Raw genomic sequence first — 12,312 nt, 5'->3', positions numbered from 1 at the left:
CATGAGCGAATTCAAACGAATCCCCCCGGAACAGGCCCAGGCCCTGCGTGAACAAGGTGCCGTCGTCGTCGACGTACGCGACCCGGCGACTTTCGCTGCCCTGCACATCAGCGGCTCGAAGCATCTGGACAATCATTCCCTGCACGCTTTCATTCAAGGCGCTGACCTTGATGCACCGACCGTGGTCGTCTGCTACCACGGCAACTCCAGCCAGGGTGCTGCGGCCTACCTGATCAGCCAAGGCTTCTCCGACGTTTACAGCATGGACGGCGGCTTCGAACTGTGGCGTACGACTTATCCTGCGGAAACTGCGCAAGGCACCGCCGAATAATTTTTTTGTCACGCGCAGGCCCCGGCTTCCGTGGGCCTGCGCGGGCAGACGAACGGTCTTGCCACAACTAATTACGTATCTCGCCTTTACCTCCCGAATTCCCAACTATCCTTAAGCCCAGGCCATCCAAATCAGGGGAGAGCCGGTACACCGGCGCACGGGTCATCGGGAGTGACTTTCACGATTGTCGATCGTGAAAGTGTTCTGGGGGGTAAACAAACAGCCGCCAAAACGGTTGTTTGCCAGCATCGACTGAGTGATCCGGCGTCGGCTCCACGTATCGAGCGAGGTGACGTCATGAGTATCTTTAGCCACTTCCAACAACGCTTCGAGTCCACACGCCAGGAAGAACTCTCACTGCAAGAGTACCTGGAGCTGTGCAAGAAAGACCGTAGCGCCTACGTTTCCGCTGCCGAGCGTCTGTTACTGGCCATCGGCGAGCCGGAACTGCTCGACACCTCGACCAACTCGAGGCTGTCACGCATCTTCTCCAACAAGGTGATCCGTCGCTATCCGGCCTTTGAAGACTTCCACGGGATGGAAGAATGCATTGACCAGATCGTCTCGTATTTCCGCCATGCCGCCCAAGGCCTGGAAGAGAAGAAACAGATCCTTTATCTGCTCGGCCCTGTCGGCGGTGGTAAATCGTCTTTGGCCGAGAAGCTGAAACAACTGATTGAAAAAGTGCCCTTCTATGCGATCAAGGGCTCGCCGGTATTCGAATCGCCACTGGGTCTGTTCAACGCCACCGAAGATGGCGCGATCCTCGAAGAAGACTTCGGTATCCCACGGCGCTACCTGAACACCATCATGTCGCCATGGGCGACCAAACGCCTGGCCGAATTCGGTGGCGACATCAGCCAGTTCCGCGTGGTCAAACTGTATCCGTCGATCCTCAACCAGATCGCCGTCGCCAAGACCGAACCGGGTGACGAGAACAATCAGGACATTTCCGCCCTGGTCGGTAAAGTCGACATCCGCAAACTCGAGGAATACCCACAGAACGACGCCGACGCCTACAGCTACTCCGGTGCGCTGTGCCGGGCCAACCAGGGCCTGATGGAATTCGTCGAAATGTTCAAGGCACCGATCAAGGTGCTCCACCCGTTGCTGACCGCGACTCAGGAAGGCAACTACAACAGTACCGAAGGCCTCGGCGCGATTCCGTTCACCGGGATCCTGCTCGCCCACTCCAACGAATCGGAATGGCACACCTTCCGCAACAACAAGAACAACGAAGCGTTCATCGACCGGATCTACATCGTCAAAGTGCCGTACTGCCTGCGCGTCAGTGACGAAGTGAAGATCTACGACAAACTGCTGTTCAACAGCTCCCTGGCCAAGGCGCATTGCGCGCCGGATACCTTGAAAATGCTGGCGCAGTTCACTGTCCTGTCACGCCTCAAGGAGCCGGAAAACTCCAACATCTATTCGAAAATGCGCGTCTACGACGGTGAGAACCTCAAGGACACCGATCCGAAGGCCAAGTCGATTCAGGAATACCGCGACTCGGCAGGTGTTGACGAAGGCATGAACGGTCTGTCGACCCGCTTCGCGTTCAAGATCCTCTCCAAGGTCTTCAACTTCGATCCGCATGAAATCGCCGCCAACCCGGTGCACCTGCTCTATGTGCTGGAACAGCAGATCGAACAGGAACAGTTCCAGGCCGAAACCCGCGAGCGCTATCTGCGCTACCTCAAGGAATACCTGGCACCGCGTTATATCGAATTCATCGGCAAGGAGATCCAGACCGCGTACCTCGAGTCTTACAGCGAGTACGGCCAGAACATTTTCGACCGCTACGTGCTGTACGCCGACTTCTGGATTCAGGATCAGGAATACCGCGACCCGGAAACCGGCGAGATCCTCAACCGCGTCGCGCTGAACGAAGAACTGGAGAAAATCGAGAAACCGGCCGGCATCAGCAATCCGAAGGATTTCCGCAACGAGATCGTCAATTTCGTATTGCGCGCACGGGCCAACAACAACGGCAAGAACCCGACCTGGCTCAGCTACGAAAAACTGCGGGTGGTCATCGAGAAGAAAATGTTCTCCAACACCGAGGATCTGCTGCCGGTCATCAGCTTCAACGCCAAGGCCAGCAAGGAGGACCAACAGAAGCACAACGATTTCGTCACTCGCATGGTCGAACGTGGCTATACCGACAAACAGGTACGACTGCTGTCCGAATGGTACCTACGGGTCCGGAAGTCGCAGTGAAGCAGCAGCAAGCTTCCAGCTACGAGCTGCAAGAACAAAGCGCGTAACCCACTGATGCCCGGGAACCTGCTTTTACTTGCAGCTTGAGGCTCACAACTTGAAGCTGCCCGGAGGGCTTCCTATGAGTTATGTGATCGACCGACGTCTCAATGGCAAGAACAAGAGCACGGTGAACCGCCAGCGTTTCCTGCGGCGCTACCGTGACCACATCAAAAAGGCTGTCGAAGAGGCGGTCAGCCGGCGTTCCATTACCGATATGGAGCACGGCGAACAGATCAGCATTCCCGGTCGCGACATCGACGAACCGGTGCTTCACCATGGTCGCGGCGGCAAGCAAACCGTGGTTCATCCCGGCAACAAGGAATTCACCGCCGGCGAGCATATTGCCCGCCCACCGGGAGGTGGTGGTGGACGCGGTCCCGGCAAGGCCGGCAATTCCGGCGAGGGCATGGACGAGTTCGTCTTCCAGATCACCCAGGAAGAATTTCTCGAATTCATGTTCGAAGACCTTGAGCTGCCGAACCTGGTCAAGCGCAACCTCAGCGGCACCGACACCTTCAAAACCGTGCGCGCCGGCATCAGCAATGAAGGCAACCCGTCACGGATCAACATCATCCGCACCCTGCGTTCGGCCCACGCACGGCGCATTGCGCTGTCCGGCAGCAGCCGCGCCAAACTGCGCGAAGTCAAAGAAGAACTTGAACGTCTGAGACGCGAAGAGCCAGACAACTTCGGCGATATTCAAGAACTCGAGGCGGAAATCGAAAAACTCAGCGCGCGCATCCATCGCGTGCCGTTCCTCGACACCTTCGACTTGAAATACAACCTGCTGATCAAACAGCCAAACCCCAGTTCGAAAGCGGTGATGTTCTGCCTGATGGACGTTTCCGGCTCCATGACCCAGGCGACCAAGGACATCGCCAAACGCTTTTTCATCCTGTTGTACCTGTTCCTGAAAAGGAATTACGACAAGATCGACGTCGTGTTCATCCGTCACCACACCAGTGCCCGGGAAGTCGATGAAGAGGAGTTTTTCTACTCGCGGGAAACCGGCGGCACCATCGTTTCCAGTGCCCTGAAACTGATGCAGGAGATCATGGCCGAGCGTTACCCGAGCAACGAGTGGAACATCTACGCAGCCCAGGCTTCCGACGGCGACAACTGGAACGACGACTCGCCAATCTGCCGCGACATCCTGATCAACCAGATCATGCCATTTGTGCAGTACTACACTTACGTGGAGATCACCCCGCGCGAACATCAGGCTTTGTGGTACGAGTACGAACGCATCGCCGAAGCCTTTTCTGACACGTTTGCCCAGCAGCAACTGGTCTCGGCCGGAGATATCTATCCGGTCTTCCGTGAACTCTTCCAGCGCAGGTTAGTGACATGACCGCCAAAGAGCAGAAGCGCCAACCCATTTCCACCGGCTCCGAATGGACGTTCGAGCTGATCCAGACCTACGACCGCGAAATCGCCCGTATCGCGGCCCGCTATGCGCTGGATACCTACCCCAACCAGATTGAAGTGATTACCGCCGAGCAGATGATGGATGCGTACGCCTCGGTGGGTATGCCGCTGGGTTACCACCACTGGTCCTACGGTAAACACTTCCTCAGCACCGAAAAGTCCTACAGCCGTGGACAGATGGGTCTGGCCTATGAAATCGTGATCAACTCCGACCCGTGCATTGCCTATCTGATGGAAGAAAACACCATCTGCATGCAGGCCCTGGTGGTGGCGCACGCGTGCTATGGCCACAACAGTTTCTTCAAGGGCAACTACCTGTTCCGCACTTGGACCGATGCCAGCTCGATCATCGATTACCTGGTGTTTGCCAAGCAGTACATCATGCAGTGCGAAGAGCGCCACGGCATCGACGCGGTGGAAGACCTGCTCGACTCCTGCCATGCGCTGATGAACTACGGCGTCGATCGCTACAAGCGTCCGTATCCGATTTCCGCCGAAGAGGAGCGCCGGCGGCAGAAGGATCGCGAAGAGCACCTGCAGAAGCAGATCAACGATCTGTGGCGCACCATTCCCAAAGGCGCGGACAAGTACAGCGACAGGGACAACGCACGCTTCCCGGCCGAGCCACAGGAAAACATTCTGTACTTCATCGAGAAACACGCGCCGCTGCTCGAGCCATGGCAGCGCGAGATCGTGCGGATCGTGCGCAAGATCGCTCAGTATTTCTATCCACAACGCCAGACCCAGGTAATGAACGAAGGCTGGGCAACGTTCTGGCACTACACGCTGATGAACGACCTGTACGACGAAGGGCTGGTCACCGACGGCTTCATGATGGAGTTCCTGACGTCGCACACCAGCGTGGTGTTCCAGCCGGGTTTCGACAGCCCTTACTACAGCGGCATCAATCCCTATGCATTGGGCTTCGCCATGTACCGCGACATTCGGCGCATGTGTGAAGAACCTACCGAAGAAGATCGTCACTGGTTCCCGGAAATTGCCGGGAGCGACTGGCTGTCGACCATCAAATTCGCCATGAGCAGCTTCAAGGATGAGAGTTTCATCCTGCAGTATCTGTCGCCGAAGGTGATCCGTGACCTGAAACTGTTCAGCATCATGGATGACGATCAGAAGGACGACTTGTTGGTGCCTGCGATTCATGACGAGCCCGGCTACCGGATCATCCGCGAAACTCTGGCCGCGCAATACAACCTCGGCAACCGCGAGCCGAACGTGCAGATCTACAGCATTGATCGGCGCGGGGACCGTTCACTGACCTTGCGTCACCAACAGCACGACCGCAAACCATTGGGCGATTCCACCGAAGAAGTGCTCAAACACTTGCATCGCCTGTGGGGCTTCGACATTCACCTGGAAACCCTGCAAGGCGACCAGATCATGAAAACCCATCACGTTCCGCCACGCAGTGAACACAGCGAAGGGGATTACGGTCGGCTCGACCTCGCAGTCATTCATCTTTGAAACGGTTCTGGCCTCCGAAAGTCCGACGCAAGGGTTATCCTGTCGGGCTAACGGAGGTTTTTTATGCAGATTTTCAAGGTTGGCGGCGCGGTCCGTGATCGCTTGCTGGGCAAACCGGTCACGGACATTGATTGGGTGGTGGTCGGAGCCACCACGGAGGAGATGCTCGCCCAGGGTTATCGCCCGGTCGGTGCGGATTTCCCGGTGTTTCTTCACCCAAAAAGCGGCGAGGAATACGCCCTTGCCCGCACCGAGCGCAAAAGCGGGCGCGGTTATGGTGGCTTCACCTTTCACGCCAGCCCCGAAGTCACGCTTGAAGAAGACCTGATCCGCCGCGATCTGACCATCAACGCCATGGCTGAGGACGACCAGCAGAATCTGACCGATCCGTACCATGGCCAGCGCGATCTCGATGCTCGCATCCTGCGCCACGTATCACCGGCGTTTGCCGAAGATCCCCTCCGAGTATTGCGCGTAGCCCGTTTCGCCGCGCGCTATGCCGAACTCGGTTTCACGGTCGCGCCAGAGACGCTGGAATTAATGCGGCAGCTCAGCGAGTCCGGCGAACTGGAGGCGTTGACCGCAGAACGCAGCTGGAAGGAAATCTCCCGCGCATTGATGGAAGATCAACCGCAGGTATTTATCCAAGTGCTTCGCGACTGTGGAGCGCTCAAGGTACTGATGCCAGAGGTCGACGCGCTGTTTGGTGTGCCGCAACCGGAAGCGCATCATCCGGAAATCGACACTGGCGTCCACACACTCAGCGTGCTCGAGCAGTCGGCGCTGCATAAACAACCGCTGACGGTACGTTGGGCCTGCCTGCTGCATGACCTAGGCAAAGGCCTCACACCGGAAGAAGAGTGGCCACGGCATATCGCTCATGAGCACACCGGACTGAAACTGATCAAAGCCGTAAACGAACGCTTCAAGGCGCCGAAGGATTGCCAGGAGTTGGCGCTATTGGTTGGCAAGTACCACACCCATGGCCACCGGGCGCTGGAGTTGAAGGCTTCAACGTTGCTGGAGTTGTTGCAGAGTTTTGATGTGTATCGTCGACCGCAGCGGTTTGAGGAGTTTATCGTCGCATGCGAAATGGACGCCCGAGGCCGCAAAGGGCTGGAACAGAGAAGTTATCCACAGGCGGATTATTTGCGCGGCGCTGCCAAGGTTGCGCGTGAAGTCGCGGTGCAACCGTTGCTGGAGAAGGGATTCAAAGGCCCGGAGCTGGGAGAAGCGCTCAAGCGTGAGCGACTGAAGGCGCTGAAAGCCTACAAAGACGCGGCGTCCGCTTGAAAAGCTTCGCGAGCAGGCTCGCTCCCACATTTTGGAATGCATTTCCCTGTGGGAGCGAGCCTGCTCGCGAAGACGTCAGTCGATCTAAAGCAAATCTGAAGGCGTGAGCCGCTGCCCGCGCCACTCGAACGCTACTGGCGCCAATACCTGATCAATCTGCGCCTCAGCCCACAACGTCGCGAAGCTTTTTCCCACACCCGGATGCACGCGATCCGGCGCAATCAGCGACAACGGCCACAGCACAAAAGCATTTTTCAGAATCTCGGCACGCGGCAGAACCAAACCGTCGAAATTCCCCGCCAGTTCGCCATACAGCAGCACGTCGATATCCAGCGGCAACCCCTTACGATCCGGCGCATAGCGGCCGTTATCCGCCTCGATGAATTTCAAGCGTCGATCCAGTTCCATCAACGGCAGATCGGTAAACGCCGACACCACAAAGTTGAAGAACGGCCCGCTCTTGATCCCCACAGGTGCGCTCTCGAACACCGCCGAACAGCGGATATCCACCAGAAATGTCGCCAAAGCGTCGAGTCCGGCACGCAAATGGGTTTCGCGCTCGATATTGCTACCGAGCCCGAGGTAGACCTGAGTCAGCGACATCCGCGCTCGATCTCCACACCCACGCCGCCCTTGGCAGCCGGAACGGCGCCAGGCTTGGTCAGCTTCAGACGCACCCACGTGATCTTGAATTCGCTCATCAGCACTTCAACCAGACGTTCGGCAAAGGTCTCGACCAGTTGAAACTGCGCCTGCTCGGCAAAAGCCTGAATCCGCGTGGAAACGCTAGCGTAGTCGAGCGCCAGGGTCAGGTCGTCACCGGCGGCGGCCGGGCGATTGTCCCAGGCGAAGCTCAGATCAAGTCGCAAGCACTGTCGGATGCCGCGCTCCCAGTCGTAGGCACCAATGACGGTGTCGACTTCCAGGCCCTCGATAAACACTCTGTCCAAGCACTTCTCTCCGCTGCACGACAAGGGCGCAATGCGCCGTTAGAATCAGGGCGTCCTCGCCCGGAATAGTTAGCATGTTTTGGTTACTGGCGACTTTCGCCTACCTGCTCGGCTCGCTGTCCTTCGCCATTTTGCTCAGCCGCCTGACCGGAAATCCGGATCCGCGAATGAGTGGCTCGGGCAATGCCGGTGCCACCAACATGCTGCGCTTGGCCGGTCGCAAACTGGCGATCCTGACCCTGCTGGGTGATCTGTGCAAAGGCCTGGTGCCGGTGCTGATCGCCTCGGCTGTCGGCCTTTCGCTGCAGGATCAGGCGTGGATCGGCGTGTGCGCCGTGATCGGTCACCTGTTCCCGCTGTATTTCCGCTTCCGTGGTGGCAAAGGTGTTGCCACCGCTGCCGGCATGCTGCTGGGCCTGTATCCACCCGCCGCGCTGCTGGCCGTGTGCGCCTGGCTGCTGACGTTCTACCTGACCCGTACCAGCTCGCTGGCCGCGCTGATTGCCACGCCGCTGACCCTGCCGTTGCTGGCCTGGCAGGAACCGGAGGCGCTGTTGCCAATGAGCGCGCTAACACTGCTGATCGTCTGGCGCCACCGCGGCAATCTACGCGACCTGTTTGCCGGGCGCGAACGGCATTTTTAAATACCGCCCATGAGCGCCACTCATCACAACGGCGACAATTGCTCCATTGGCCAGCGCGCCTGCACGCTGATTGCCAGACTTTCCTGCTGACCGGCCTGCAAGCGCTGGCAACCGGCAAACGCGATCATCGCGCCGTTGTCGGTGCAGAACTCGGGACGGGCGTAGAACACATCACCCTTCATATCGCCGAGCATCTTTTCCAGCGAAACGCGCAAGGCCTTGTTGGCACTGACGCCGCCAGCGATCACCAGACGCTTCATGCCGGCCTGTTTCAGGGCACGCTTGCACTTGATGGTCAAAGTCTCCACCACGGCCTGCTGGAACGCCAGCGCGATGTCGCAACGGGCTTGCTCGTTGTCGTCCCCGGCGCTGACGCACTGCTGCCAAGCGTTGAGCGCAGAGGTTTTCAGACCACTGAAGCTGAATTGCAGACCCGGGCGATCGCACATCGGACGCGGAAAGGTAAAACGTCCTGCAACGCCCTTCTCCGCCAACTTGGCAATTTCCGGCCCGCCCGGATAATTCAGACCCATCATCTTCGCGGTTTTGTCGAATGCTTCGCCCGCAGCGTCGTCGAGTGTCTCGCCGAGCAAGGCGTATTGGCCGATACCATCGACCTGAACCAGTTGCGTATGACCGCCCGAAACCAACAAAGCGACGAACGGGAATTCCGGCGGTTTTGGCTCCAGCATCGGTGCGAGCAAATGCCCTTCCATGTGGTGCACGCCGAGCGCTGGAATGCCCCAGGCAAACGCCAGCGCCTGAGCGCAGGAAGCACCGACCAACAGCGCGCCAACCAGGCCAGGACCCGCGGTATAGGCGATCGCATCGATCTCTGTCGGCACACAGTCAGCCTCGGCCAACACCTGACGAATCAAGGGCAGCATGCGTTTGACGTGATCACGCGAGGCCAGCTCCGGCACTACACCGCCATAGGCCCGGTGCAGGTCGATCTGGCTGAACAGCGCGTCGGCCAGCAGGCCGCGTTCACTGTCATATAATGCGACGCCGGTTTCGTCGCAGGAGGTTTCTAATCCCAGTACTAGCATGGGTTTGCGCCTTGTTTAGGCTGAATTCGAAGGCGCGCATAATAGTCGCCGCGCGATGCCCCGACCAGCGGTTTTCGATCAGAGGCTTTGCATTCCGAGCGATGAGGGGTTAACATCCGCAACCCTTAAAAACCGACGTCTTCAAGTGCTCTTTTGCCGCGAGGATGTTGACCCCGGTAATGAATGAAGGTAGCTCTGGATGCCAGCCGTCAAAGTTAAAGAGAACGAACCCTTCGACGTAGCTCTGCGTCGTTTCAAGCGCTCCTGCGAAAAAGCCGGTGTACTGGCTGAAGTTCGTAGCCGCGAATTTTACGAGAAGCCAACTTCTGAGCGTAAGCGCAAAGCAGCAGCCGCTGTTAAGCGTCACGCCAAGAAAGTTCAGCGCGAACAGCGCCGCGCCGTTCGTCTGTACTAATACACAGACGTTCGTAGCAAGCTTCTTGCCTAAGCCCGGCTCTCAGCCGGGCTAATGGCATTTGCGTAAAACGCTTGATGCTTCACCGTCGAAGCCGCACACGCGACCGAGACAAATCTGCTTCACGCGTCAGACCTGGCTCTTTTGCCAGCGGTGCACGTCTTTTCTGACGAGCCTTTCAAGGCTACTGACGAGCACACCCACTGATTCCTCTTACGACGATCAGCCCAAGGCACCTGCATGCGTGCCCGCTTTATTGAGCTATCCGAGGCCCTTTACCGGCCGCCAGCGGATTCAGCGCAACACTTTCAAATAGTCGAAGGCTGATGAGTACTAACGTCAGTGGATTTTCGGCAGATACACTTCCCGACAGCGATTACGCAGACGACACCGGTCGAGCCGCATATTTTGCGCGCTTCAAACAATGACCCGCGTTCGGCAGCATTTCGCATCGGACTTATTACAGCGCAGACAACGAGTACGCCATGGCCGGGCTGATTCCCCAGAGCTTCATTGACGACCTGCTGAACCGCACCGACATCGTCGACGTGGTCAGTTCGCGCGTGCAATTGAAGAAGGCCGGCAAGAACTACACCGCCTGTTGCCCGTTTCACAAAGAGAAAACCCCGTCCTTCAGCGTCAGCCCCGACAAGCAGTTTTATTATTGCTTCGGCTGCGGCGCCGGCGGCAACGCCCTCGGCTTTCTCATGGATCACGACAACCTGGATTTCCCCCAGGCCGTCGAGGATCTGGCCAAAGCCGCCGGCATGGAAATCCCCCGCGAAGAAAGCGGCCGCGAGCGCAAGCCACGGCAACCGACCGATTCGCCGCTCTACCCGCTGCTCACCGCTGCCGCTGACTTCTACAAGCAGGCGCTCAAGAGCCATCCCGCCCGCAAGGCTGCCGTGGATTACCTCAAGGGCCGCGGCCTGACCGGCGAAATCGCCCGCGATTTCGGCCTCGGTTTCGCGCCGCCGGGCTGGGACAACCTGTTCAAACACTTGAGCAGCGACACGCTTCAGCAAAAAGCCATGATCGACGCCGGCCTGCTGATCGAGAACGCCGAAACCGGCAAACGCTATGACCGCTTCCGCGATCGCGTAATGTTCCCGATCCGCGATACCCGTGGCCGAATCATCGCTTTCGGCGGCCGCGTTCTCGGCGACGACAAGCCGAAATACCTGAACTCACCGGAAACCCCGGTCTTCCATAAAGGCCAGGAACTCTATGGCCTCTACGAAGCGCGCAAGAACAACCGCAACCTCGACGAAATCATTGTCGTTGAGGGTTACATGGACGTCATCGCCCTCGCCCAACAAGGCCTGAAGAATGCCGTCGCGACGCTGGGCACAGCGACCAGCGAAGAACATTTGAAGCGCCTGTTCCGCGTAGTGCCGAACGTGCTGTTTTGCTTCGACGGTGACCAGGCCGGCCGCAACGCTGCATGGCGCGCACTGGAAGCAACGCTTTCAAGCCTGCAGGACGGGCGTCGTGCACGCTTCCTGTTTCTGCCCGAAGGCGAAGACCCGGACACCCTGGTGCGCGCCGAAGGCACTGACGCCTTCAAGGCACGAATCAATCAGCACGCTCAGCCGCTGGCGGACTATTTCTTCCAGCAACTGACCGAAGAAGCCGACCCGCGCTCGCTCGAAGGCAAGGCGCACATGGCCACCCTCGCGGCCCCGCTGATCGACAAAGTACCGGGCGCCAACCTGCGCATCCTGATGCGTCAACGCCTGACCGAAATTACTGGTCTGAGCAGTGAAACCGTCAGTCAGCTCGCACAAAGTGCGCCGCAGGAAGCGCCGCCCGCCTACGATCCGGGCATCGATTACGACGCAATGCCGGACTACAGCGACTACCATCAGCCGCAGGCACAGGACCTGTATGTGCCGCAGCAGGAATGGACGCCGAAAAAACCCGGCGCGGGCGGCAAGAAGTGGGACAAGAAGCCCTGGGACAAGAACGGCAAACGCGGCGGCGATCGTGACCAACAACGCCCGCGCACGCCGATCGGCGTCGAATCGCCAACCCTGACCGCCCTTCGCACATTGCTCCATTACCCGCAATTGGCCAAGCGCGTTGAAGACGCCGGACACATTGCGGACGAAAATCAGACCAACGCCCAGTTGCTTGTGGCGTTGCTCGAAGCCGTACAGAAGAATCCCAAGCTAAACTCATTTCAGTTGATCGCGCGATGGCACGGCACTGAACAGGGTCGCCTGCTCAAGGCACTGGCAGAAAAGGAGTGGCTGATTGACGGAGATAACCTTGAACAACAGTTTTTCGACACCATTACTAGCTTGTCAGCCCGCCAACGCGAGCGAAATCTGGAACAGTTGCTCAGGAAAGCGCGTCAAAGCGAACTGAGCATTGAAGAGAAAAACCAACTGCGCGACCTATTAAGTCGCAATGTTTCCGCATCAAACCCGACCTCAACTGGCGCGTGAGGTCATAG

At 58.3% G+C, this 12,312-nt stretch carries 11 protein-coding genes; 8 read left to right on the top strand and 3 right to left on the bottom strand.

Annotation, left to right across the window (positions count from 1 at the left end; genetic code table 11):
• Position 1: 1 nt before the first annotated feature.
• The 5 genes from glpE to CKW17_RS25935 all read left to right on the top strand — a co-directional run bounded on the left by glpE (position 2) and on the right by CKW17_RS25935 (position 6,796).
• Entirely contained in the window at positions 2-331 is a 330-nt protein-coding gene (glpE, locus tag CKW17_RS25955) for a thiosulfate sulfurtransferase GlpE (RefSeq protein WP_016983139.1), read from the top strand.
• A gap of 297 nt (positions 332-628) precedes the next feature.
• A complete protein-coding gene (locus tag CKW17_RS25950) occupies positions 629-2,551 on the top strand; it encodes a PrkA family serine protein kinase (protein ID WP_007910115.1) in 1,923 nt (640 codons plus the stop codon).
• Between the two features lie 121 nt (positions 2,552-2,672).
• A complete protein-coding gene (locus CKW17_RS25945; RefSeq protein WP_007910114.1) occupies positions 2,673-3,944 on the top strand; it encodes a YeaH/YhbH family protein in 1,272 nt (423 codons plus the stop codon).
• Positions 3,941-5,503: a SpoVR family protein gene (locus CKW17_RS25940; protein ID WP_095122610.1), complete on the top strand. Its 1,563-nt coding sequence runs from the start codon at positions 3,941-3,943 to the stop codon at positions 5,501-5,503. The genes CKW17_RS25945 and CKW17_RS25940 overlap by 4 nt, the downstream gene beginning before the upstream one ends.
• A gap of 63 nt (positions 5,504-5,566) precedes the next feature.
• The gene (locus CKW17_RS25935; RefSeq protein ID WP_095122608.1) at positions 5,567-6,796 is read left to right on the top strand and encodes a multifunctional CCA addition/repair protein; all 1,230 of its coding nucleotides are present in this window, start codon (positions 5,567-5,569) and stop codon (positions 6,794-6,796) included.
• A gap of 84 nt (positions 6,797-6,880) precedes the next feature.
• On the opposite strand, the gene folK is transcribed toward CKW17_RS25935, so the two are convergent.
• Together folK and folB are read right to left on the bottom strand one after the other, a co-directional pair.
• A complete protein-coding gene (gene folK / locus CKW17_RS25930; RefSeq protein ID WP_095122605.1) occupies positions 6,881-7,399 on the bottom strand; it encodes a 2-amino-4-hydroxy-6-hydroxymethyldihydropteridine diphosphokinase in 519 nt (172 codons plus the stop codon).
• Positions 7,390-7,746 carry a dihydroneopterin aldolase gene (gene folB / locus CKW17_RS25925; RefSeq protein ID WP_064390789.1) on the bottom strand — a complete coding sequence of 119 codons (357 nt, stop codon included), beginning with the start codon at positions 7,744-7,746 and terminating at the stop codon, positions 7,390-7,392. The genes folK and folB overlap by 10 nt, the downstream gene beginning before the upstream one ends.
• Positions 7,747-7,820: 74 nt before the next feature.
• Here folB and plsY point away from each other — a divergent pair, with 74 nt between their 5' ends.
• Positions 7,821-8,390 carry a glycerol-3-phosphate 1-O-acyltransferase PlsY gene (plsY, locus tag CKW17_RS25920; protein WP_038363312.1) on the top strand — a complete coding sequence of 190 codons (570 nt, stop codon included), beginning with the start codon at positions 7,821-7,823 and terminating at the stop codon, positions 8,388-8,390.
• A gap of 23 nt (positions 8,391-8,413) precedes the next feature.
• Here the strand turns inward: plsY and tsaD are convergent, their stop codons facing one another.
• Positions 8,414-9,439 (bottom strand): tRNA (adenosine(37)-N6)-threonylcarbamoyltransferase complex transferase subunit TsaD, encoded by a 1,026-nt coding sequence (tsaD, locus tag CKW17_RS25915; RefSeq protein ID WP_095122603.1) that lies wholly within the window; start codon positions 9,437-9,439, stop codon positions 8,414-8,416.
• A gap of 199 nt (positions 9,440-9,638) precedes the next feature.
• On the opposite strand from tsaD, the gene rpsU reads away from it, so the two are divergent.
• Entirely contained in the window at positions 9,639-9,854 is a 216-nt protein-coding gene (gene rpsU, locus CKW17_RS25910) for a 30S ribosomal protein S21 (protein ID WP_002551877.1), read from the top strand.
• Positions 9,855-10,339: 485 nt separating this feature from the next.
• The gene (gene dnaG / locus CKW17_RS25905; protein ID WP_095122600.1) at positions 10,340-12,304 is read left to right on the top strand and encodes a DNA primase; all 1,965 of its coding nucleotides are present in this window, start codon (positions 10,340-10,342) and stop codon (positions 12,302-12,304) included.
• Positions 12,305-12,312: the final 8 nt, after the last annotated feature.

Source organism: Pseudomonas sp. Irchel s3f10 (assembly GCF_900187515.1).
GTDB classification, from domain to species: Bacteria; Pseudomonadota; Gammaproteobacteria; order Pseudomonadales; family Pseudomonadaceae; genus Aquipseudomonas; species Aquipseudomonas tensinigenes.
Note: the sequence above shows the minus strand (reverse complement) of the source record. Positions and strands in the feature narration are given on the sequence as shown.